This is a genomic window from Xanthomonas massiliensis (genome assembly GCF_900018785.1).
Taxonomy (GTDB): Bacteria; Pseudomonadota; Gammaproteobacteria; order Xanthomonadales; family Xanthomonadaceae; genus Xanthomonas_B; species Xanthomonas_B massiliensis.
Window position 1 is genome coordinate 211784 of sequence record NZ_FCOY01000005.1, and the last position, 22085, is coordinate 233868.

Genomic DNA, 22085 nt, shown 5'->3' on the forward strand with positions numbered 1-22085 from the left:
GGAGGACCGCATGAAACCGCTCCGAGCCCTGCTGCTGTGGCTGGCCTGCCTGGCCGTGCCGGCCGCCGCCGCACCGGATCCCGGCACCGGCACCGGCAGGCCCGGCACCGATACGCGCGCCCTGGACCGGCTGTTCGACCAGGCCATGGCCCGCTACCAGCTGCCCGGGCTGGCGGTGGGCGTGATCGAGGACGGGCAGGTCGCGTGGGTGCGCACCGCTGGCGAGCTGGAGGCCGGCGGCGGCGCGCCGGTCACCCCGGACACCCTGTTCAAGATCGCCTCCAACACCAAGGCGATGACCACCGCGGTGCTGGCGCGGCTGGTCGATGCCGGCAAGCTGGCCTGGGACGACCCGGTCACCTGGTACCTGCCGGACTTCCGCATGTACGACCCGTGGGTGACCGCCAACATCCAGGTGCGCGACCTGCTGATCCACAACAGCGGCCTTGGCCTGGGGGCGGGCGACCTGATGCTGTGGCCCGAGCCCAATGCGTTCACCCGCGCCGACATCGTCGCCGGGCTGGCCTACCTGCGCCCCACCCACAGCTTCCGCTCGCACTACGCCTACGACAACCTGCTGTACGTGGTCGCCGGCGAGGTCGCCGCCGCGGCCGGCGGCAAGCCCTACGAACAGCTGGTGCGCGAGCAGGTGTTCGCGCCGCTGGGCATGACCCGCTGCCAGGTCGGGCGCTGGCGCCCGGCCGAGGTCGGCAACGTCGCCCAGCCGCACATGCGCCAGGACGGGCGCAACGTGCCGGTGCGCGAGGACGGGGACGTGGTCCAGGACCTGCCCTCCACCTCGGCCGGCGGCGTGCGTTGCAGCGTGCGCGACATGCTGACCTGGATGCAGGCCTGGCTGCAGCCGCAACGCCACCCGGGCTGGCTCTCGCCGGCGCAGCGCCAGGCGCTGTGGACGCTGGCCACGCCGATGCCGATCAGCGCGCGCATGCGCGACTGGGACGGCACCCACCTGTACGGCTACGGCTATGGCTGGCGCCTGTCCGACGTGGACGGGCAGTGGAAGGTGGCCCACACCGGCACGCTGATGGGCATGTACTCCTCGCTGGTGCTGCTGCCCGGGCGCCAGGACGGCTTCGTCATCCTCACCAACGGCGAGGGCGAGCAGGCGCGCGAGGCGCTGGGCGAGGCGCTGCTCAAGCGCTTCACCCGGCCCGGCCATCCGGAACTGGACGTGGACCACTACGCCGGGCTGATGGCACGGGCCGCGCAGGCGGCGGCGCATGCCGCGACCACGCCGCGCCTGCCCGACACCTCCGACCGCCGCCCGGCCACCGCTGCGGAACTGCAGCCGTGGCTGGGCCAGTGGCGCGATCCCTGGTTCGGCGCGATGAGCCTGTGTCCGGAGGCGGACGGCGTGGCGTTCCGCTCGGCCAAGTCGCCGCTGCTGCATGGCCGGGTGATGCGTACCGGCACGCGCTGGCTGGTGCACTGGGACGAGGCCAGCGTCGATGCCGAGCCCTGGCTGGCATTCGCCGTGCAGGACGACGGCACGCGCACGCTGCAGCTGGCCGCGGTCGATCCCGACGCCGATTTCAGCTACGACTATGCCGACCTGCATTTCACCCGTACCGGCGGCTGCGGCCGCTGACCTGGAGCCTTCCCCCATGCCGACCCGGATCCACCACGCCCGCCTGCTGCCGCTGTTGCTGCTGCCCCTGCTCGGCGCCTGCGCGCACGTGGCCCACAACCCGCTGGCGACCTGGGTGCCGTCGAAGAACTTCGACGAGCGCCGCGCCACGCTCATCGTGCTGCACTACACCGACGAGGAATCGGCGCAGCAGTCGCTGGACACGCTGCGCACCGCCAACAGCGGCGGCCCGGTCAGCGCGCACTACCTGGTCGGCCGCGACGGCCACCTGTACCAGCTGGTCGCCGACGGCAAGCGCGCCTGGCATGCCGGCGCCGGCAGCTGGGGCACGATCACCGACGTCAACTCCGCCTCCATCGGCATCGAGATCGACAACGACGGCCACAGCCCGTTCCCGCAGGCCCAGATCGACAGCCTGCTGGTGCTGCTGGACGACCTGTGCACGCGCCTGCGCATCCCGCGCGCGGCCATCGTCGGCCACCAGGACTTCGCGCCCGCGCGCAAGCCCGACCCGGGCCCGCTGTTCCCGTGGCGGCGGCTGGCCGAGGCCGGGTTCGGCCGCTGGCCGCAGGACACCCGCCAGGCGCCGCCGGCCGGGTTCGATCCCTGGCTGGCACTGCGCCTGATCGGCTACCCGCTCGACGACCCGCAGGCCACCGTGCGCGCCTACCGCAACCACTACCGCGGCGACGCGGCCACGGCCCTGGACGCGCAGGACCTGCGCATCCTCTACGCCCTGACCCGCGATGCCTGGACGCCGCCGCCGGCGGCCGCGGGCGGGGGCTGAGCCGGTGCGCCGGACATGGCTGCCCGCCCTGGCGCTCGCGGTGCTGGCCGCCGCGCCCGCGTCGCCGGCGCGGCCGGCGCGGCCGGCGCCGGTGGCGGTCTCGCCGGCCACCGATGCCGCGCAGGCCGGCATGGTCGAGGTGCGCGCGCTGGCGCCGGACATCGCCGAGGACATCCGCTACGCCGGCCACCACAACTTCACCGGCCGGCCGGTGCCCGGCTACGCCGCGCCGGCCTGCTACCTGCTGCGCCCGGCGGCGCAGGCGCTGGCGCGCGTGCAGGCGGCGCTGCGCGCGCAGGGCTACGCACTGCAGATGTTCGACTGCTACCGGCCGGTCACCGCGGTGCGCGCCTTCGTCGCCTGGGTCGCCGACCCTGACGACCAGGTGGCCAAGGCCGAGTTCTATCCCGGCCTGGACAAGTCGGTGCTGATCGCGCAGGGCTACATCGCCGACCGTTCCGGCCACAGCCGCGGCGCCACCGTGGACCTGGGCCTGCTGGACTGCCGCGCCGGTCCCTGCGTGCCGCTGGACATGGGCACCGGCTTCGATTTCTTCGGCCCGCGCGCGCATACCGACGCCCCCGGGCTGGTCCCGGCGCAGCGCGCCAACCGGCAGCGGCTGGTGCAGGCGATGGCGGCCGCCGGCTTCGCCAACTACGACCAGGAGTGGTGGCACTACACGCTGATGCCCGAGCCCACGCCGCATACGGCCTACGATTTCCCGGTGATCGCCGCCGGCGACCGCTAGACTGCGCGTTTTCCATCGCGGGAACGCCATGAACCTGCCGTTGCACTTCGGCCTGCTCGGCTCGCTCGAGGCCGGCCTGATCGCCTTCCTCGCCGGCCTGATCGTCTATGCGCTGGTCGCCGTGCCGGCCCGGCGCCTGGCCTGGCCGGCCGGGCCGGTGATCGGCTGGAGCTGCGTGGTGGCGGTGGTGGTCTCCGCGGGGCTGGACGCCTGGAACCTGTTCTACCTGTCCACCATCCGCGTGCGCCTGGAGTCGCCGCTGTACGCGCGGCTGGCGTTGCAGTCGGTGCACGACCCGGACCAGCTCGGCGCGCGCGTGGTGCTGGAGATCGTCGGTGCGCTCGCCGGCGTCGCCCTGGCGTACTGGTGGTTCAGCGCGCGGACGGGTTCGCACGGGCGCGACGGCCAGCGTTGACCGGTACGGAAATGCGGCATGGCGCACACCCCGGGCGTCGGTTTCTGGGCGGCCAACGCAATGCCTACGGAATCTTTACCGGCGCGCTAACGCATCGCCGGCATGCGCGGGTTAACGCTTCGTTTCCCGCCGGTTCCGGCCGAAGGGACGATTCATGTGGCGCCGCTAGGGTGGAAGGCGTGCGGCAGGACCGCACCGTCAATCCCACCCCAACGGAGGAGTGCCGATGAATATCCGCAACGCCCACCTGATCGCCCTGACCGCCGTGTTGTCCACTGCCGTGGCCGCGCCCGCCTTTGCGCAGAGCGCCGCCGAGGATGCGGCCGCGCAGGCCGCGCAGTCGCAGGCCGAACCGGCGCAGCAGGCGCAGTCGGGCAAGGGCCAGACCTGGGCCAGCCTGGACACCGATGGCGACGGCGCCATCAGCCAGGCCGAGGCGCAGGCCAATCCGGGCCTGGCCAGCGTGTTCACCGAGGCCGACAGCAATGCCGACGGCAAGCTGACGCCCGAGGAATACAAGAACTACGTCGCCAAGGTGCAGGGCGCGGCCACCGGTGGCCAGTCCGGCAGCCGCTGAGGCCGGCGGCACCATCGTTCCGGGGCGGCCACCGGCCGCCTTTTTTCGTGCGGTCCGCCGCGGCGACGCCGCCTTCGACGCGCAATCGCGCGCTGCGCCGGCGCCCGCCACGCGATGCGGCTCCAGGCCTGCCGCCATCCGCCCGCGGTATCCTTGCGCGATGGAGAACGACGTCACCCCCGATGCCGACGGCATCGCCCTGGTCGGCTTCGACGGCGACGACACGCTGTGGAAGAGCGAGGACTACTACCGCCGCGCCGAGGCCGAGTTCGAGGCCATCCTGGGCCGCTACATCGACCTGCACGACACCGCCACCGCCCGCCACCTGCTGGAGGTGGAGCGGCGCAACCTGGGTACCTTCGGCTACGGCGCCAAGGGCATGACCCTGTCGATGATCGAGGCGGCGGTGGAGCTCACCGGCGAGCGCATCGGCGCGCACGACATCCAGGCCATCGTCGAGATCGGCCGGCGCACGCTGCAGCATCCGGTGGAGGTGATCGACGGCGTGCGCGAGGCGGTGGCGGCGATCGCGCGCGACTTCCAGGTGGTGCTGATCACCAAGGGCGACCTGTTCCACCAGGAGCAGAAGATCCAGCGCTCGGGCCTGGCCGCACTGTTCCCGCGCATCGAGATCGTCTCGGAGAAGGACGCGGCCACCTATGCGCGGGTACTGGCCGAGTTCGACCTGCCCGCCAGCCGCTTCGTCATGGTCGGCAACTCGCTGCGCTCGGACATCGAGCCGGTGATCGAGCTGGGCGGCTGGGGCATCCACACCCCGTACGCGGTGACCTGGGCGCACGAGACCGAGCACAACGTGCAGGCCGGGCATGGCCGCGTGTCCGAGGTCGCTGCCGCCGCCGGCTGGCCCGAGGCGGTGGCGCGCATCGCCGCGCGCGCGCGCCGGGCGGTGGCCTGATCCCGGACCGCGCTGACGCGGCGGGCGGCGCACGGCACAATCGCGCCATGCGCCCGTGCCCTTTCCGCTGCCGGTGGTTGCTGCTGCTGTCGCTGCCGGGTTTCGTGCTGCCCGCCGGCGCGGACGCCGGCCACCACCACCGGCGATGCCTGGGTGGGGTTTCGTGCTGCCCGCCGGTGCGACGCCCGCCGCCACCGTGCCGGCGTCCGCGCCGGCCACCACCACCGGCGATGCCTGGGTGGACCGGCAGCTGGCCGACATCGACCGCTACGCCGCGCGCTACCCGGCCGCGTTCCTCGACGAGATGGATCGCTACGGCGGCACCCGCCGCGATTACGCGGCCGCGCTGCTGCGCCAGCCGGGCTGGAGCGCCGGCGACGTCTGGTTCGCCTGCCACTGGGCGCAGGCGGTGCACCGCACCTGCCGCGAAGTGGTGCGCGCCCGCGCCGCCTCCGCCGGCAAGGACTGGAAGTCCGTGGTGCAGGCGCTGGACCCGCAGGCCGGCAGCGCCCCGTGGCGCGGGCTGCGCCGGGCGCTGGTCGCCAGCTACGACCGCTGGGACCGGCCGATCGCGCTGGAACCGGCGCTGCGCGCCGAGCTCGGCGACCGCGCCCAGCGCCTGCAGCGCGCCCTGCAATCGCCCGGCGCGGACGCCGGCCGCTGACGCGGGTTTGCCGCAGCGCGTCTGGCCGCCGCCGGCAGGCATCGGCGAGAATGGCGCGCCGCCGCGCCGGCGGCCTGCCACGGGATCGCGCATGAGCGCCGCCTTCGTCTCCTCCGACCACATCCGCGGCCTGTTCGCCCAGGCCATGTCGGAGATGTACCGCACCGAGGTGCCGCTGTACGGCACGCTGATGGCGCTGGTGGCCGAGGTCAACGCCGAAGTGCTGGCCGCCGATCCGGCGCTGCGCGAACGCCTCGCGCGCAACGACGACCTGGCGCGCCTGGACCTGGAGCGCCACGGCGCCATCCGCGTCGGCACCGCGCAGGAGCTGGCCACGCTGCGGCGCATGTTCGCGGTGATGGGCATGCACCCGGTCGGCTACTACGACCTGGCCGTGGCCGGCGTGCCGGTGCATTCCACCGCGTTCCGCCCGGTCGAGGAGAAGGCGCTGGCGCGCAACCCGTTCCGGGTGTTCACCTCGCTGCTGCGGCTGGAGCTGGTCGAGGATGAGGCGCTGCGCGCGCAGGCCGCGGCGATCCTGGCGCGGCGCCGCATCTTCACCGACGGCGCGCTGGCGCTGCTCGAGCGCCACGAACGTGCCGGCGGCCTGACCGCCGAGGAGGCCGGGCGCTTCGTCGCCGAGGCGCTGGAGACCTTCCGCTGGCATCGCCAGGCCACCGTGTCGCTGGCGGCCTACCGTGCCCTGGGCGACGCGCACCGGCTGGTCGCCGACGTGGTCTGCTTCCGCGGCCCGCACATCAACCACCTCACCCCGCGCACCCTGGACATCGATGCGGTGCAGGCCGGCATGCTCGCGCGCGGCATCGACGCCAAGGCGGTGATCGAGGGCCCGCCGCGGCGGCAGTGCCCGATCCTGCTGCGCCAGACCAGCTTCAAGGCGCTGGAGGAGGCGGTGGATTTCCCCGGGGACGGCGGCGCGCAGGCCGGCACGCACACCGCGCGCTTCGGCGAGATCGAGCAGCGCGGGCTGGCGCTCACCGCCAGGGGCCGCGCGCTGTACGACCGCCTGCTCGACCAGGTGCGCGCCGGCGAGGGCAATACCGGCGGCGACTACGTGCAGCGGCTGCAGGCCGCCTTCGCCGCGTTCCCCGACGACTGGGAGACGCTGCGCCGCGAGGCGCTGGGCTATTTCCGCTACGCCGCCACCGCCAGCGGCCGCGCCGACCCGCAGGCGCTGCGCGAATGGCCGCTGGAGGACCTGCTCGCGCACGGCCTGGCCCGCGCCGACCCGATCGTCTACGAGGATTTCCTGCCGGTCAGCGCCGCCGGCATCTTCCAGTCCAACCTCGGCGGCGCCGAGCAGCGCGCCTATGCCGAACGTGCCAACCGCGGTGCTTTCGAACAGGCGCTGGGTGCGGCGGTGGCCGATCCGTTCGCGCTGTACGCGCAGTTGCAGGACGATTCGCTGCGGCGCCTGCGCGCAGGCACCTGACGCCGGGATCGGCGGCTAGGCTCCGGGAGAAGGCCGGCACGCGTGGTCGGCATGCCGGCGCGTGCCCGGCGGAACCCTTGCCCCCGGGCCGGATGCGGGGCCTTGCTAGAATGACGGCGTGAAGCCGTACCGCTCCCTGTCGCGCCCGATGCAGCCCCTGGCCCTGCTGGCCGTGCTGCTGATGGTGTGCGCGCCGCCGCTGAGCCGCTGGGTGCAGGCCCACGGCCCGCTGTCCGCTCCGGCGGCGGCCGGTTCCGCGCGCCCGGCGACGGCGGCGACGAACCCTGCCGGCATGCCCGGCGACGCTCCCATCGACATGGCCATGGACATGACGGGGGAGGTCGCCGTTCCCACGATGTCCGCCGGGATGCATCGCCATGGCGCGGGCACGGCGATGCCCGCCGCGACCGATGCCACTGCCGGGACGACCCTGCCTTCCGGCCACCGGCACGGCCCGGGGGCGCGCGACGGCGAGGACCATGCCGCGCACGGCGCGGCCTGCGATTACTGCGTGCTCGCGGCACGGCTGCTGCCGGCCCTTGCCATCGCCTGGCTGCTGCTGCCGCCACTGCCCCCGCCGTTGCCGCGGGTGCGTCGCCGGCTGCCGTTCTTCGTTCCCGTTCCGCGGCGCGCGCATGCGCCCCGCGGTCCGCCGCCGGCCGCCTGATCCACACGCCCTTGCATCCTCCCTGCACGCGCCGTCGTTGCGGCCGCGCGTGCGCGCGTGTTCCTTCAGGAGTTCCCGCATGCGATCCCTTTCCCCGCCGCCGTTGTGGGCGGCGCTGTCGTGCGGCCTGTGCCAGGCGGCGTTTCCCGCCCTGGCCGCCCAGGCCGACGTTGCCGACGACAAGACCCGCAGCCTCGACGCCGTCGTCGTCACCGCCACCCGTCCGTCCTCGCCGTTGACCTGGACCACCGATCCCAAGCTGCCGCGGCAGCCGGTGCCGGCCAGCGACGGCGCCGACTACCTCAAGACCGTGCCCGGCTTCGCCGTGCTGCGCCAGGGCGGCAGCAACGGCGATCCGGTGCTGCGCGGCATGTTCGGCTCGCGCCTGAACGTGCTCGGCAACGACGGCAGCCTGATCGGCGCCTGCCCGGCGCGCATGGACAACCCGCTGTCCTACATCGCCCCGGAGAGCTACGATCGGCTGACCATCGTCAAGGGACCGCAGACCGTGCTGTGGGGACCGGGGGCGTCGGCCGGCACGGTCCGCTTCGAGCGCGAGCTGCCGCATTTCGACGCGCCGGGCATCAAGCTCGACGCCAGCGCGCTGGGCGGCTCGCGCGGGCGCAACGACCAGGTGCTCGATGCCACCCTGGGCAACCCCGGCGGCTACGTGCGGGTGGGCGGCAACCGCTCCGAGTCGGGCGACTACCGCGACGGCGCCGGCAACGTCGTGCCGTCGAAGTGGCGCAAGTGGAACGGCGACGTGGCGGTCGGCTGGACGCCCGATGCCGATACCGTGCTCGAACTCGGCGCCGGCCGCGGCAACGCGCTGGCCCGCTACGCCGGGCGCAGCATGGACGGCGCCGCGTTCGAGCGCACCAGCTACGGCCTGCGCTTCGAGCGCAAGCGCCCGGGCGAGACGTGGGCCGGCCTGGCGGCCAATCTCTACTACAACGCCGCCGACCACGTGATGGACAACTACACCCTGCGCACGCCCAACCCGGACAGCGCGATGCCGATGGCGATGGCCTCCAACGTCGATCGCCGTACCCGCGGCGGCCGGGTGGCCGGCGACTGGCAGTGGGGCGAGGTCGCCCTGACCGCCGGCGTGGACGCCCAGGACAGCCGCCATCGCAGCCGCAGCGCCAGCGGCCGCGGCGCCTACCGGCTGCAGCCGCGCAGCGAGGACGCGGCCTTCCGCAGCGCCGGTGCGTTCGCCGAGGCCACCTTCGGCAAGGGCCGGCCGCAGCGCTGGGTGAGCGGCCTGCGCCTGGACCGCGCCCAGGCCCGCGACCGGCGCGCCACCACCAGCATGATGGGCATGGCCAACCCCACCCGCGGGCAGGCCCGCAGCGAGCACCTGGGCAGCGCCTTCCTGCGCTACGAGCGCGACCTGGACACGCGCTGGAACGTGTATGCCGGGCTGGGCCACAGCGAGCGGATGCCCGACTACTGGGAACTGTTCTCCGCCGACAGCGGGCCGGCCGGCAGCGTCAACGCGTTCTCCGCGATCAGGCCCGAGCGCACCACCCAGCTGGACATCGGCGCGCAGTACCGCGGCGAGCGCGTGGATGCCTGGGTATCGGCCTATGCCGGGCGGATCGGCGACTACATCCTGTTCACCTACAGCGCCGGCGGGGCGATGGGCGATACCTCGCAGGCGGGCAACGTGGATGCGCGCATCGCCGGCGGCGAGATGGGCGTGGACTGGCGCCCGGCCGATGGCTGGACGCTGGGCACCACGCTGGCCTATGCCTGGGGCGAGAACCTCAGCCAGCACCGGCCGCTGGCGCAGATGCCGCCGCTGGACGGGCGCATCACTGCCGCCTGGCAGGGCCGGCGCTGGTCGGCCGGCGCGGTGTTCCGCGCGGTGGCGCGGCAGGGCCGGGTAGCCGCGGGGCAGGGCAACGTCACCGGCCAGGACCTGGGCCGCAGCGCCGGCTTCGCCACCTTCGCGCTCAACGGCGGCTACCGCTTCAGCGACGCGCTGGGCCTCACCGCCGGCGTGGACAACCTGTTCGACCGCGACTACAGCGAGCACCTGAACCTGGCCGGCAGTGCCGACTTCGGCTTCCCCGCCGACCCGGTGCGCATCCACGAACCCGGCCGCACCTGGTGGGTGCGCCTGGGCTATCGCTACTGAGTCCGTCGCCGCATCCCGGCCATGGCCGCCGGGATGCGGCCGCGCGCTACGGCGCGGCCAGCGGTCGCCGCCGTGCGGCGGCGCGCGCCTGGCGGCGCTGCCGGCGGCGTTCGCGTCCGTCGTGCCAGCGCTGGCTCAGGCACGAGAAGATCACGTACAGCGCCGGCGTGCTCAGCAGGGTCAGGCTCTGCGAGATCAGCAAGCCGCCGATCATGGCGATGCCCAGCGGCCGGCGCAGTTCCGATCCCTCGCCCAGCCCGACCGCCAGCGGCACCGCCGCCAGGATTGCCACCATCGTGGTCATCATGATCGGGCGGAAGCGCACGATCGAGGCCTCGCGCACCGCTTCGCGCGGGGCCAGGCCGTGCTCGCGCTGCGCCACCAGGGCGAAGTCGATCATCATGATCGCGTTCTTCTTGACGATGCCGATCAGCAGCACCAGGGCGATCATCGAGACCACCGACAGCTCGGTGCCGGTGACGTACAGCGCCAGCAGCGCGCCGACGCCGGCGGCCGGCAGGGTGGACAGGATCGTCACCGGGTGGATCAGGCTCTCGTAGAGCATGCCCAGCACCAGGTAGACGGTGATGATCGCCGCCAGCACCAGGATCAGCATCGAGTTGGGATTGAGCTGCACGCCGAAGCCGCTGTCCTGGGCCAGGCGGATGTCCCCGGGCATGCGCATGCCGTCCACGGTGGCCTTGATCAGCGCCTCGGCCTCGCCGGTGCTCACGCCCGGGGCGAGGTTGTAGCTCAGGTCCATCGTCGTGTACTGGTTCTCGTGCTCGATCTGCGGCGGCGACAGCCCCGGCACCTGCCGCGCCACCGCGGTGATCGGCACCATGTCGCCGGCGGAGTTGGGGATGTAGATCTGGTCGAGCGCGCCGGGCGTGGCGGTCTGCGACGGCAGTGCGTTGACCACCACCGAGTACTGGTTGAGATCTGAGTAGATCGTGGAGATCGAGCGCTGGCCGAAGGCGCCGTACAGCGCGCCGTCGATGGCGCCGATGGAGATGCCCATGCGCGCGGCCTTGGCGCGGTCGATGACGATGTTCTGGCGCAGGCCGGCGCTGTCCACGTCGGTGCCGACATCGCGCAGCTTGGGATTCTTCTTCAGCGCCGCCTGCAGCTTGGGCAGCCATTCCTGCAGCTCGGCCAGGTCGTTGCCCTGCAGCGAGACGCGGTACTGCGCGCCCTGGCTGGTGCCGCCGCCGCCGTCGCTGGGCAGGTCCTGGATCGCGCGCAGGCGCAGTTGCAGGTCGGGGTAGCGGTCGGCCTTGGCGCTCAGCCGCGCCAGCACCCGCGCGGTGGTCTCGCGGCGGCCCTCGCTGCGGCTCTTGAGCTCGATGTTGAACTGCGCGCTGGAACCCTGGCGGCCGCTGCCCAGGCGCACGCCGACGATCTTCACCGCCGGGTCGGCCATCAGCATGTCGGTGATGCGGCGCTGGCGCTCGCTCATGTCGGCGAAGGACACGGTGGCGCTGGAGCTGGCGCGGCCCCAGATCAGGCCGGTGTCCTGCTCGGGGAACGAGCCCTTCTTGACCGCGCCCATCAGGAACACGGTGGCCACGATCAGCAGCAGCGGGGTCAGCGCCAGCATCAGCGCATGGCGCAGGGAGAAGTCCAGCGCCACGGTATAGGTGCGCAGCATCCAGTCGTGCGCGCGGTCCAGCCAGCGCCCGAAGCGGGTCGGGCCGGTCTTGGGCTCGGCGCTCAGGAAGCGGCTGCACAGCGACGGCGTCAGGGTGAGCGAGACCAGCATCGACACCACGATCGCCGCCACCAGGGTCACGGTGAACTCGCGGAAGAACGCGCCCATCATGCCGCTGGCGAACAGCAGCGGGATGAATACCGCCACCAGCGAGGCGGTGATCGAGACGATGGTGAAGCCGATCTCGCGCGCACCGGTCACGGCCGCCTGCATGCGCGTCATGCCTTCGTCCAGGTGGCGGGTGACGTTCTCGATCACCACGATGGCGTCGTCGACCACGAAGCCGATCGCGATCACCAGCGCCAGCAGGCTGAGGTTGTTGAGGGTGAAGCCGAGCGCGTACATCACCAGCGCCGAGCCGGCCAGCGCCAGCGGCACGGTGACCGCGGCGATCAGGGTCGGCGCCAGGCGGCGCAGGAACAGCGCCATGGTCAATATCACCATCGCCAGGCTGATCAGCAAGGTGGCCTGTACCTCGTGCAGCGAGGCGCGGATGGTCGGGGTGCGGTCGAAGTAGGCGGTCAGCCGGGTGCCCGGGTGCAGGAACCCGCGCAGCTCCGGGATCGCCGCCTTCACCCGGTCCACGGTCTCCACGATGTTGGCGCCGGCGCGGGTGTAGACGTACATCACCACCGCCTTCTTGCCGCCGAACCAGGCCGCCTGGTAGGCGTCCTGCTGGCCGTCGTAGACGTTGGCGACGTCGCGCAGGCGGATGATGCGGCCGTTGTCCTGGGTGGCGATGGCCAGGTTGGCGAAGTCGGCGGCCTTGGCGACGGCGCTGTTGGTGACCAGCGCCATCGTGGTGTCGCCGTTGGACAGGAACCCGGTCGGCGTGGTCACGTTGGCCGCGGCCACGGCGTTGCGCAGCTGGTCCGGGGTCAGGCCGAGCGCGTTGAGCGCGCGCAGGTTCACGTCCACCCGCACCGCCGGGGTGGAGGCGCCGGCGATGTCCACCGAGGACACGCCCAGGATCTGGCGCAACCGCTGCGCCAGCAGCGAGTCGGCCAGGTTGTACAGCTCGTCGGCCGACTGGGTCTCCGAGGTCAGCGCCAGGGCGATCACCGGATCGTCGTTGGGATTGGCCTTCTGGTACATCGGCGCGCCCATGCCCGAGGGCAGGTCGGCCTGGGCGGTATTGATCGCGGTCTGCACGTCCTGGGCGGCCGAGTCGATGTTGCGGCTGGTCTGGAACACCAGGAACACCATGCTGCTGCCTTCCGAACTGGACGAGCGCATGCGGTCGATGCCGGGCACCTGGCCCAGGTGGCGCTCCAGCGGCGCGGTGACGGTGGCGGCCATGGTGGTGGCGTCCGCGCCCGACTCGCTGGCATGCACGAAGATCACCGGGATCTCGATGTTCGGCAGCGCCGCCACGCCCAGGCGCAGGTAGCAGATCAGGCCGATGGCGAACAGGCCGATGGCCAGCAGCGCGGTGCCGATGGGGCGGCGGATGAACGGGCCGGACAGGTTCATCGGGCGGGCTCCTGCAGGCGGCGGGACGTCGTCATCACGCCCGCCCCGGCACGGCGCGCGCGGCCTGGCGGCGTTCGCGCCAGGCATGCAGGCGCTCGGCCAGGCGCTCGAAGTACAGGTAGATCACCGGCGTGGTGTACAGGGTGATCAGCTGCGAGAGCATCAGGCCGCCGACGATGGCCACGCCCAGCGGGCGGCGCAGTTCCGAGCCGATGCCGCTGCCCAGCGCCAGCGGCAGGGCGCCGAGCAGCGCGGCGGCGGTGGTCATGATGATCGGGCGGAAGCGCAGCAGGCAGGCGCGGTGGATGGCCTGCACCGCGTCCATGCCCGAGCGCCGCGCATCGATGGCGAAGTCGATCATCATGATCGCGTTCTTCTTGACGATGCCGATCAGCAGGATGATGCCGACGATGCCGTCCACCGACAGGCTCATCCCGCACAGCAGCAGCGCCAGCAGCGCGCCCACGCCGGCCGGCGGCAGGGTGGAGATGATCGTCAGCGGGTGGATGTAGCTCTCGTAGAGCACGCCGAGCACGATGTAGATGACGATCACCGCGGCCAGCAGCAGCCATACCACGTCGGTCTGGCTGGCCGAGAACTCGGCCGCCTTGCCGATGAACTGGGCGTGGATCTGGCTGGGCAGCTGCATCTGCGCCTGCACCTGGTCCACGGCCTTGACCGCCTGCGACAGCGAATAGCCGGGCGCCAGGTTGAAGGATATGGTCACCGCCGGCAGCTGCTGCTGGTGGCTGACCACCAGCGGCGTGGTGGCATAGCTGGCCGTGGCCAGCGCCGCCAGCGGCACCACGCCGGCGCTGCCCACGGTGATGCCGGTGTTGCGCTCGCCCACGCCGGTGGCGGTGGAGGAGTTGGACGAGGTCACCTGGCCGAAACTGGTGGCGTTGGTGCCGGTCAGCGCGCCCGAGCCGTTGCTGGCCACGGCGATCTGGTTGAGCAGGGCGTCGGGGGTGCGGGACGCCGGATCCACCTCCAGCACCACGCGGTACTGGTTGAGCTGGGTGAAGATGGTGGAGATCTGGCGCTGGCCGAAGGCGTCGTAGAGCGTGTCGTCGATGGTCTGCATCGGCACGCCCAGGGCGCTGGCGCGGTCGCGGTCCACGGACAGTTCCAGGGCGTTGCCGCCGGCGGCCAGGTTGTTGTCCACGTCGGCCAGCTCGGGCAGCTTGCGCAGCGCCTCGGTCATGCGCGTGGCCTGGGTGGCCAGCTCGGCGCTGTCCACGCTGGAAAGCGAGTACTGGTACTCGGTGGCGGCCACGCGGGTGTCCAGGGTCACATCCTGCACCGGCTTGAGGTACAGCGCCACGCCGGGCACGCCGGCCACCGCCTGCTGCAGGCGCGGCAGGATCCGCTCCAGGCTGTCGCGCTGGCCGCGTTCCTTGAGCACCAGCGAGATCTGCCCCTGGTTCAGGGTCGGATTCATCGTGCCCGCGCCGATGAAGGCGGCCACGCCGCTCACCGCCGGGTCGTGGCGCAGCAGCTCGGCGACCCGCTCGGTGCGCGCTTCCATCTGCGGGAAGGCCACGTTCTGGTCGGCCTGGACCACGCCGGTGATCAGGCCGGTGTCCTGCTCGGGCAGCAGGCCCTTGGGGATCACGATGTACAGCACCACCGTCAGCACCATCGTCGCCAGGGCCACGCCCAGGGTCAGCGGCTGGTGCTCCAGCACCCAGTTCAGGCTGCGCTCGTACAGGGCCACGGTGCGTACCCACAGGGTGCGCTTGCCGGCCGCGGCGGCGCGCTCGTGGGCGTCCTCGCCCTCGGGCAGCTTGTCCGGCTGCAGCAGGTAGGCGCACATCATCGGGGTGAGGGTCAGCGAGACGACCATCGAGATCACCACCGCGATCGACAGCACCCAGGCGAACTCGTGGAACAGGCGCCCGGTCACGCCCGGCATCAGGATCAGCGGCAGGAACACCGCCACCAGCGACACCGTCAGCGACAGCACGGTGAAGCCGATCTGGCGGGCGCCGATCTCGGCGGCCTCCTTGCCGCTCTTGCCCTGCTCGATGTAGCGCACGATGTTCTCGATCATCACGATCGCGTCGTCCACCACGAAGCCGGTGGCCACCACCAGCGCCATCAGCGACAGGTTGTCCAGCGACATGCCGGCGAAGGCCATCACCCCGAAGGTGCCGGCCAGCGACAGCGGCACCGCCACCGACGGGATCACCGTGGCCCACAGCCGGCGCAGGAACACGAAGATCACCGCCACCACCAGACAGATGGTCAGCACCAGGGTGAACTTCACCTCGTGCACCGAGGCGCGGATCGTCTCGGTGCGGTCGGAGAACACGTCCAGGTGCACGTCGGCCGGCAGCACCGACTGCAGCTGCGGCAGGATCGCGCGGATCTGCTCCACCGTCTGCACGATGTTGGCGCCGGGCTGGCGGCGCACTTCCAGCAGCACCGCCGGCTTGCCGTCCGCCCAGGCCGCGAGCTGGTCGTTCTCGACCCCGTCCACCACCTGGGCCACATCCGACAGGCGCACCGGCCGGCCGTTCTGGTAGCGCACGATGGTGTCGCGGTACTGCGCCGCGTCAGTGAGCTGGTCGTTGGTGCCGATGCTGTAGGACTGGGTCTTGCCGTTGAGCGAGCCCTTCGGCGCGGAGACGTTGGTCTGGGTCAGCGCGCTGCGCAGCGACTCCAGGGTCATGCCCATGTTCGACAGCTGCGCCGGGTTGACCTGCACGCGCACCGCCGGGCGCACGTTGCCGGCGATGGACACCAGGCCCACGCCGGGCACCTGCGACAGGCGCTGGGCCAGGATCGAGTCGGCGTAGTTGTTGATCTCGCGCAGCGGCCGGGTATCGGAGGTGAGCTTGAGGGTGACGATCGCCGCATCGGCCGGGTTCACCCGGTTGTAGACCGGCTGATAGGGCAGCGAGGAGGGCAGGGTGGCCTGGCGGATCGCCGACTGCACGTCCTGCGCGGCGATGTCGATGTCCTTCTCCATCGAGAACTGCAGGATGATCGTCGACAGCCCGGCCGAGGAGTCGGAGGTCATCAGCTCCAGGCCGGAGATCTGGCCGAGCTGGCGTTCCAGCGGCGTGGTCACCAGCGAGGCCATGGTGCTGGCATTGGCGCCGGGGTAGGTGGTGGTCACCACCAGGCTGGGCGAGTCGATCTCGGGCAGCGCCGATACCGGCAACTGCCGGTAGCCGAGGATGCCCAGCAACAGCAGGCCCGCCATCAGCAGCGAGGTGGCGATCGGGCGACGGATGAAGATCGAGGAGAATCCCACTGGCGGGTCCTGGGGGTAGGGGCTGGGGTGGCCGCCGGCACCTGCGCCGGCGGCGATGTCACGTCCGGATCAGCGCGGCGGGCCGCGCCGTCCGCCGCCGCGGGACTGGTGCTCGGCGGCCTTCAGCTCGGCATCGGTCGGCGCGGCCGGGGTCTGGCCCGGTTCCAGCGCCTGCACCTTGGCGCCGGGCTTGAGCCGGAACTGGCCCTCGGTGACCACCCGGTCGCCGGCCTTCAGGCCCTTGGCCACCTGCACGTTGCTGTCGTCCACTTCCACGCCCTGCAGCACGGTCTGCACCTTGACGGTGTTGTCCGGCTGCACCAGGTAGACATAGTCGCCGTCCGGGCCGCGCTGGATGGCCTGGGCCGGCACCACCACGCCGCCGCCGATGGTGCGCATGCGCACCCGCACGTTGACGAACTGGCCCGGCCACAGCGCGCCGTCGGCGTTGGGGAACACCGCGCGCGCCTCGAAGGTGCCGGCGTCGGAATTGATCAGGTTGTTGACCACGTCCAGGCTGCCGTCCTCGGCCAGCGGATGCGCGTCGGTGCGGTCCAGCGCCGCCACCTCGACCTTGCCGGCGGCCTGGGCCTGGCGCAGGTCGGGCAGCTGGATCTCCGGCAGGTTGAAGGTGACGTAGATCGGGTGGATCTGGGTCAGGGTGACGATGGTCGAACTGGTGCTGACGATGTTGCCGGCGTCCACGCCGCGGATGCCGGCGATGCCGTCGATCGGCGCGACGACCTTGGTGAACTGCAGCTGCACCTGGGCCGCGCGCATGGAGGCCTCGTCGGCGGCCACGGCGGCCTGGTACTGGGAAACCTGGTTGCGCAGCGTGTCCAGGTCGGTCTTGGCCACGTACTGGGCGTAGGCCGGCGAGCTGGAGCGGGCGTAGTTGTCGCGCGCCGTGGCCAGCAGCGCCTCGTTCTGGCGCTTGGCCGCCGCGGCCTGGTCGTAGCTGGCCTGCAGCGCGCGCGAATCGAGCTGGGCCAGCACCTGGCCCTTCTTGACCGCGTCGCCCTCGCGGAAGTTCAGGCTCATCAGCTGGCCGCCGACCTGCGGGCTGACGGTGACGGTGTTGAGCGCGGCCACGGTGCCCAGGGCGCTGGCGTAGACCGGCACGTCGCGGGTGGTCGCCGCCACCACGGTCACCGGCACCGGGCCGGCGTTGGCGGCATCGTCCCCGCCGCCGGGTGCGCCCTCGCCGCCCCTCCTGTGGCCACCGCCGCTGCCCGTACGGGCCACCAGCACCACGACCACGACGACAACCGCCGCTACGGGCAGCGCAATCTTCCAGAAACGCGACATTCCAGACTCCTGAGGCGGGGGGCGGGACCCGGATGTCCCGGCGCGAGGTTCGGCCCGCAGAGAATAGCCTTGCGGGCCGGCAAAGACAGCATGACTGACGGGCTACAACGGCCGGCCGGCGGCGGCGTACATCGGGCGTTGCCCGGCGGCCCCTAGACTGGTGCCATGAACACGCCCCAGGACTCTCTGCTGGGCCGCGAGACGGTCTACCCGGACCGCTACCGGCCCGATCTGCTGTTCCCGATCCCGCGCGCCGGCGCCCGGGCGGCCCTCGGCCTTGCCCCGGGCGCGCTGCCGTTCGTCGGGGTGGACCGCTGGCATGCCTACGAGCTGGGCTGGCTGGACGCGCGCGGCAAGCCGCAGGTGGCCACCGCCACCGTGCTGGTGCCGGCGGACTCGCCCCATCTGATCGAGTCCAAGTCGCTCAAGCTCTACCTCAATTCCTACAACGGCACGCGTTTCAACAGCGCCGAGTCGGTGCGCGCGCAGATCGCCACGGACCTGTCGGCCGCCGCCGGCGCGACGGTGGAGGTGGCCTTCGGCGTGCCGCCGCTGCAGGCGCGGGTGGCGGGTGAGTCGATCGATGGCCTGGACGTGGAGATCGACGAATACGGCCCGCCGCGCGCCGCCTACCTGCTGGCCGATCCCGGCCGGCAGGTGGAGGAGACCCTGGTCTCGGACCTGCTCAAGTCCAACTGCCCGGTCACCGGCCAGCCCGACTGGGCCAGCCTGTCGCTGCGCTACCGCGGCCCGCGCATCGACCGCGAGGGCCTGCTGCGCTACCTGGTCGGCTTCCGCGAGCATGCCGAGTTCCACGAACAGTGCGTGGAACGCATCTTCCAGGACGTCATGGCCCGCTGCCGGCCGCAGTCGCTGCAGGTGCTGGCCCGCTACACCCGCCGCGGCGGCCTGGACATCAATCCCTGGCGCGGCACGCCCGGCACCACGCCGGCGGCGTTCGTGCGCGAGGCGCGACAGTAGGCTCACGCGGCAGCGATACGGAATTAACGAATCCGGTGCGAGGATGCTCGCGTCGCCCCGCTCCGCCGGGCGCCGCAGGAACCCATACAACAGGGACACCTCATGTCGAACGAAGAAAAGGCCGATTTCTCTGGCGTCAGCGCCAAGGTCGACAGCACCGCCGAACCGGCCAAGAAGGCCGACTTTTCCGGTGTGTCCGCATCCGTGGACAGTACCGCCCAGGCCGTGGGCGAGCAGCAGTACACCGTGAAGGCCGGGGATTCGCTGTCCAAGATCGCCAAGCACTTCTACGGCGACGGCAATGCCTGGAAGCGCATATTCGAGGCCAACCAGGACACCCTGAAGGACCCGGACAAGGTCTACCCGGGGCAGGTGCTGAAGGTACCGCCGAAGGCGTGAGCCGCGCCGGCACATCCCCGCAAGAACCCCTTTCCGCGGTCATTCCAAAGGAGACCCGCATGATTCGCCTGAATTCCCTTTCCTACACCCTGATGCTGGCCGTGGCCGGCTCGCTGGCCCTGGCCGGCTGCAAGAAGCAGCAGGAAGAAGCCCCCGCCGACACCATGCCGCCGCCGGCAGCCACCGCTCCGGCCGAGACGGCGCCGGCCGCGCCCGCCCCGGCCGCGGTCACCGTCGATGCGGTCACCGTCGGCACCAGCGCCGCCGCCGACAAGAGCGTCGCGCCGGTGGCCAGCATCGCCCCGAGCGACCAGATCGTGGTCTCGGTCAAGACCGACGGCACCGCCAGCAACACCACGATCGGCGCCAAGCTGACCTTCCAGGACGGCCAGACCGCCGGCGAGCAGAGCCAGGCCTTGGATGCCACCGGCCCGGCGACCACCAACATCACCTTCGCCAACACCAAGCCCTGGCCGGCGGGCAAGTACACCGCCCAGGCCGTGGTCGATGGCCGGCCGGCCGGCCAGCCGCAGGAGTTCGAGGTCAAGTAACACGGGTGTCCGTGCCGTCCTCTCTCCCGGCGCGGGCCTGTTCAAGGGCGCAGCCTTGCGGCTGCGCCCTTTTCTTTTGCCGTGGCGCGGGGATGGCCGGGCCGCGGGCTTGGCTTAAGCTGTGCGGCTTTGACGGGCGGGTGGTCGGATGAAGATCCTGGTGACCGGGGGCGGCGGCTTCCTCGGCTCGGCACTGTGCCGGGCGCTGGTGGCGCGCGGCCACGAGGTGGTCAGTCTCAACCGGGGCGCCTATCCGGCGCTGCAGGCGCTGGGGGTGGGCCAGATCCGCGGCGACCTGGCCGATGCCGGCGTGGTGCACGCGGCGGTGCAGGGCGTCGAGGCGGTGTTCCACTGCGCCGCCAAGGCCGGCGCGTGGGGCAGCTACCGCAGCTATTTCGAGGCCAATGTCGCCGGCACCCGCAACGTGCTCGAGGCCTGCCGCCGCGCCGGCGTCGCGCGGCTGGTCTACACCTCCACTCCCAGCGTCACCCATCGGGCCGGCCATCCGGTGGAGGGGCTGGGTGCCGACCAGGTGCCGTACGGCGAGCACTTCCAGGCCCCGTATCCGGCCACCAAGGCGATCGCCGAGCAGGCCGTGCTCGCCGCCAACGATGCCGCCCTGGCGACCGTGGCGTTGCGTCCGCGCCTGATCTGGGGCCCGGGCGATACCCAGCTCCTGCCGCGGCTGGTCCAGCGCGCCCGCGCCGGGCGCCTGCGCATCGTCGGCGACGGGCGCAACAAGGTGGACACCACCTATATAGACAACGCGGTGCAGGCGCACCTGGATGCCTTCGACCAGCTGGCTCCGGGGGCGGCCTGCGCCGGCAGGGCCTATTTCATCTCCAACGGCGAGCCGTTGCCGATCGGCGAACTGCTCAACCGCCTGCTCGCGGCGGTGGGCGCCCCGACCGTGCACAAGTCCCTGTCGTTCAAGGCCGCCTGGCGTATCGGCGCGGTCTGCGAGAAGGCGTGGCCATGGCTGCACCTGCCCGGCGAGCCGCCGATGACGCGCTTCCTGGCCGAGCAGCTGTGCACGCCGCACTGGTACAGCATGGAGCCGGCCCGGCGCGACTTCGGCTACGTGCCGCGGGTGGACTTCGCCGAAGGCCTGCGCCGCCTGGCGGCGGCGTGGCCCGGGACCGATGCGGCCGCCGCCGTCACCCGCCCCTGACCGGCCCTGCGCGAGGATGCATGGGCGAGCTGGCTCGCATTGCCCAAGAAGGGAGGCAAACCATGCTGCACTACGCTGTCATCTTTTTCATCATCGCCATCATCGCCGCGGTACTGGGCTTCAGCGGCATCGCCGGGGCCGCCAGCAACATCGCCTGGATCCTGTTCGTGATCTTCCTGATCCTGGCGGTGGTCTCGCTGTTCCGCAAACGTTCCTAGCCACTGATCGAGGCCCGCGGAGGGCCGACCGGAGGCATCCGCTCCGGCCGGTGCGTCTGCGCTTCCCGCCAGGGATCGGCGGGACATGGGCCCGGATGGGGCTCGAATCGCGCGGGTCTTGGCGCGTATTCCGCGTAGGCGCGCTGCAGGCTGGCCTGAGCGCGGCCTGCAGGGGGCAGTGGGAGGCATTTGCTCCGGCCGGCGCGCCTCCGTTTCCCGCCAGGCTATCGGCGGGACGTAGGCCTGGATGGGGTCCGAATCGCGGTCGGAACTTGGCGCGTATTTCGCGCGGGCGCGCTGCGGGCTGGCCTGAGCGCGGCCCGCGGGGGGAACGGAAGGCGTTCACTCCGGTCGGCGCGTCTTCGTTCCCCGCCACGGTCGGCGGGACGTGGGCCCGGATGAGGTCTGAATCGCGTTCGGATCTTGACGCGTATTTCGCGCGGGCGCGCTGCGGGCTCGGGCTGGTTTGAGCGAGGCCCGCAGGGTCAGTAGGAGGCGTTCGCTCTGGTCGGCGCGTCTTCGTTTCCCCCCAACGGTATCGGCGGGACATGGGCTGGATGGGGCCGCGAACCGCGGCCGGATCTTGGCGCGTATTCCGCCAGGCGCGTCCCAGCCTCGTTCGCCATCGCTCGGATCAAGGGCGCGGGCCGGGATTGCATGTCGGGCCGGGTGCCGTGCTCGATCCACCCGTGCCGGGCGGGCGGTTCGCCACCGCTCCGGTCACGGGCGCGGTCGGGACTGCAGGCCCGACCAGCTGTCGTGTTCGATCCGATCCACCCCGCCATGCCGAGTTCGACTCCCCAGTGTCCCAGGGCCTATCGAGCGCGGGTGGCCTGCCTGGAACATGGCTGGCTTACGGCTTACGACCGACGATTGATGCCTGATGGCCGGCAAGTCGGGGAAGACTGCCGGACAGGCCATTCTCCCCCTGCCTTGCCAACATCGTCGCCGGGCGGCGCGGTTGCGCGTCCGCCCATGGATTCCCCGGTGGCGTCCGCCGTCCAGCCGAAGCCCGCTCCCCGTCGCGGCGGG

The 22085-nt window shown here is 72.0% G+C and carries 18 protein-coding genes; 15 read left to right on the forward strand and 3 right to left on the reverse strand.

The window, feature by feature from the left end:
• Nucleotides 1-10 precede the first annotated feature (10 nt).
• The 10 genes from BN3794_RS02675 to BN3794_RS02720 all read left to right on the forward strand — a co-directional run bounded on the left by BN3794_RS02675 (nt 11) and on the right by BN3794_RS02720 (nt 9979).
• Nucleotides 11-1609 carry a serine hydrolase domain-containing protein gene (locus tag BN3794_RS02675; RefSeq protein WP_066093323.1) on the forward strand — a complete coding sequence of 533 codons (1599 nt, stop codon included), beginning with the start codon at nt 11-13 and terminating at the stop codon, nt 1607-1609.
• A 16-nt stretch (nt 1610-1625) separates the two neighbouring features.
• Nucleotides 1626-2396, forward strand: coding sequence for an N-acetylmuramoyl-L-alanine amidase (locus tag BN3794_RS02680; protein WP_066092925.1), 771 nt, complete (start codon nt 1626-1628; stop codon nt 2394-2396).
• A gap of 4 nt (nt 2397-2400) precedes the next feature.
• Nucleotides 2401-3144, forward strand: a complete 744-nt coding sequence (locus BN3794_RS02685; RefSeq protein WP_425476685.1) for a M15 family metallopeptidase — start codon at nt 2401-2403, stop codon at nt 3142-3144.
• Nucleotides 3145-3172: 28 nt separating this feature from the next.
• Nucleotides 3173-3559 carry a hypothetical protein gene (locus BN3794_RS02690; RefSeq protein WP_066092928.1) on the forward strand — a complete coding sequence of 129 codons (387 nt, stop codon included), beginning with the start codon at nt 3173-3175 and terminating at the stop codon, nt 3557-3559.
• A 226-nt stretch (nt 3560-3785) separates the two neighbouring features.
• The gene (locus BN3794_RS02695; protein ID WP_066092931.1) at nt 3786-4136 is read left to right on the forward strand and encodes an EF-hand domain-containing protein; all 351 of its coding nucleotides are present in this window, start codon (nt 3786-3788) and stop codon (nt 4134-4136) included.
• A gap of 160 nt (nt 4137-4296) precedes the next feature.
• Nucleotides 4297-5052: an HAD family hydrolase gene (locus BN3794_RS02700; protein WP_066092933.1), complete on the forward strand. Its 756-nt coding sequence runs from the start codon at nt 4297-4299 to the stop codon at nt 5050-5052.
• A gap of 145 nt (nt 5053-5197) precedes the next feature.
• Entirely contained in the window at nt 5198-5716 is a 519-nt protein-coding gene (locus tag BN3794_RS02705; RefSeq protein WP_066092936.1) for a hypothetical protein, read from the forward strand.
• Nucleotides 5717-5807: 91 nt separating this feature from the next.
• On the forward strand, nt 5808-7169 hold the full coding sequence (gene hglS / locus BN3794_RS02710; RefSeq protein ID WP_066092939.1) for a 2-oxoadipate dioxygenase/decarboxylase HglS: 1362 nt from the start codon (nt 5808-5810) through the stop codon (nt 7167-7169).
• A gap of 118 nt (nt 7170-7287) precedes the next feature.
• A complete protein-coding gene (locus BN3794_RS02715; protein ID WP_066092942.1) occupies nt 7288-7836 on the forward strand; it encodes a DUF2946 family protein in 549 nt (182 codons plus the stop codon).
• A 79-nt stretch (nt 7837-7915) separates the two neighbouring features.
• On the forward strand, nt 7916-9979 hold the full coding sequence (locus BN3794_RS02720) for a TonB-dependent copper receptor (protein WP_066092945.1): 2064 nt from the start codon (nt 7916-7918) through the stop codon (nt 9977-9979).
• 46 nt (nt 9980-10025) lie between these two features.
• Here BN3794_RS02720 and BN3794_RS02725 read toward each other — a convergent pair whose 3' ends face one another.
• From BN3794_RS02725 to BN3794_RS02735, 3 genes are all read right to left on the reverse strand, one after another.
• Nucleotides 10026-13163, reverse strand: a complete 3138-nt coding sequence (locus BN3794_RS02725; protein WP_066092950.1) for an efflux RND transporter permease subunit — start codon at nt 13161-13163, stop codon at nt 10026-10028.
• 34 nt (nt 13164-13197) lie between these two features.
• The gene (locus BN3794_RS02730) at nt 13198-16425 is read right to left on the reverse strand and encodes an efflux RND transporter permease subunit (protein WP_066092952.1); all 3228 of its coding nucleotides are present in this window, start codon (nt 16423-16425) and stop codon (nt 13198-13200) included.
• A gap of 69 nt (nt 16426-16494) precedes the next feature.
• Nucleotides 16495-17733, reverse strand: coding sequence for an efflux RND transporter periplasmic adaptor subunit (locus BN3794_RS02735; protein WP_066092954.1), 1239 nt, complete (start codon nt 17731-17733; stop codon nt 16495-16497).
• Between the two features lie 165 nt (nt 17734-17898).
• Here BN3794_RS02735 and queF point away from each other — a divergent pair, with 165 nt between their 5' ends.
• The 5 genes from queF to BN3794_RS15755 all read left to right on the forward strand — a co-directional run bounded on the left by queF (nt 17899) and on the right by BN3794_RS15755 (nt 21053).
• Nucleotides 17899-18714, forward strand: a complete 816-nt coding sequence (gene queF / locus BN3794_RS02740) for an NADPH-dependent 7-cyano-7-deazaguanine reductase QueF (RefSeq protein ID WP_066092957.1) — start codon at nt 17899-17901, stop codon at nt 18712-18714.
• A 102-nt stretch (nt 18715-18816) separates the two neighbouring features.
• Nucleotides 18817-19113 carry a LysM peptidoglycan-binding domain-containing protein gene (locus BN3794_RS02745; RefSeq protein WP_066092960.1) on the forward strand — a complete coding sequence of 99 codons (297 nt, stop codon included), beginning with the start codon at nt 18817-18819 and terminating at the stop codon, nt 19111-19113.
• A gap of 62 nt (nt 19114-19175) precedes the next feature.
• Nucleotides 19176-19664, forward strand: a complete 489-nt coding sequence (locus tag BN3794_RS02750) for a hypothetical protein (protein WP_187128033.1) — start codon at nt 19176-19178, stop codon at nt 19662-19664.
• Between the two features lie 148 nt (nt 19665-19812).
• Nucleotides 19813-20835, forward strand: coding sequence for a 2-alkyl-3-oxoalkanoate reductase (gene oleD / locus BN3794_RS02755; protein ID WP_066092969.1), 1023 nt, complete (start codon nt 19813-19815; stop codon nt 20833-20835).
• Between the two features lie 62 nt (nt 20836-20897).
• On the forward strand, nt 20898-21053 hold the full coding sequence (locus tag BN3794_RS15755) for a DUF1328 domain-containing protein (protein WP_078059553.1): 156 nt from the start codon (nt 20898-20900) through the stop codon (nt 21051-21053).
• Nucleotides 21054-22085 lie beyond the last annotated feature (1032 nt).

Bases quoted from the DNA above. Each gene is read 5' to 3' on its own strand.
- BN3794_RS02675 (WP_066093323.1), top strand. From the start codon at position 11: ATGAAACCGCTCCGAGCCCTGCTGCTGTGGCTGGCCTGCCTGGCCGTG.
- BN3794_RS02680 (WP_066092925.1), top strand. From the start codon at position 1,626: ATGCCGACCCGGATCCACCACGCCCGCCTGCTGCCGCTGTTGCTGCTG.
- BN3794_RS02690 (WP_066092928.1), top strand. From the start codon at position 3,173: ATGAACCTGCCGTTGCACTTCGGCCTGCTCGGCTCGCTCGAGGCCGGC.
- BN3794_RS02695 (WP_066092931.1), top strand. From the start codon at position 3,786: ATGAATATCCGCAACGCCCACCTGATCGCCCTGACCGCCGTGTTGTCC.
- BN3794_RS02700 (WP_066092933.1), top strand. From the start codon at position 4,297: ATGGAGAACGACGTCACCCCCGATGCCGACGGCATCGCCCTGGTCGGC.
- BN3794_RS02705 (WP_066092936.1), top strand. From the start codon at position 5,198: ATGCCTGGGTGGGGTTTCGTGCTGCCCGCCGGTGCGACGCCCGCCGCC.
- hglS (WP_066092939.1), top strand. From the start codon at position 5,808: ATGAGCGCCGCCTTCGTCTCCTCCGACCACATCCGCGGCCTGTTCGCC.
- BN3794_RS02720 (WP_066092945.1), top strand. From the start codon at position 7,916: ATGCGATCCCTTTCCCCGCCGCCGTTGTGGGCGGCGCTGTCGTGCGGC.
- BN3794_RS02725 (WP_066092950.1), bottom strand. From the start codon at position 13,163: ATGAACCTGTCCGGCCCGTTCATCCGCCGCCCCATCGGCACCGCGCTG.
- BN3794_RS02735 (WP_066092954.1), bottom strand. From the start codon at position 17,733: ATGTCGCGTTTCTGGAAGATTGCGCTGCCCGTAGCGGCGGTTGTCGTC.
- queF (WP_066092957.1), top strand. From the start codon at position 17,899: ATGAACACGCCCCAGGACTCTCTGCTGGGCCGCGAGACGGTCTACCCG.
- BN3794_RS02745 (WP_066092960.1), top strand. From the start codon at position 18,817: ATGTCGAACGAAGAAAAGGCCGATTTCTCTGGCGTCAGCGCCAAGGTC.
- oleD (WP_066092969.1), top strand. From the start codon at position 19,813: ATGAAGATCCTGGTGACCGGGGGCGGCGGCTTCCTCGGCTCGGCACTG.
- BN3794_RS15755 (WP_078059553.1), top strand. From the start codon at position 20,898: ATGCTGCACTACGCTGTCATCTTTTTCATCATCGCCATCATCGCCGCG.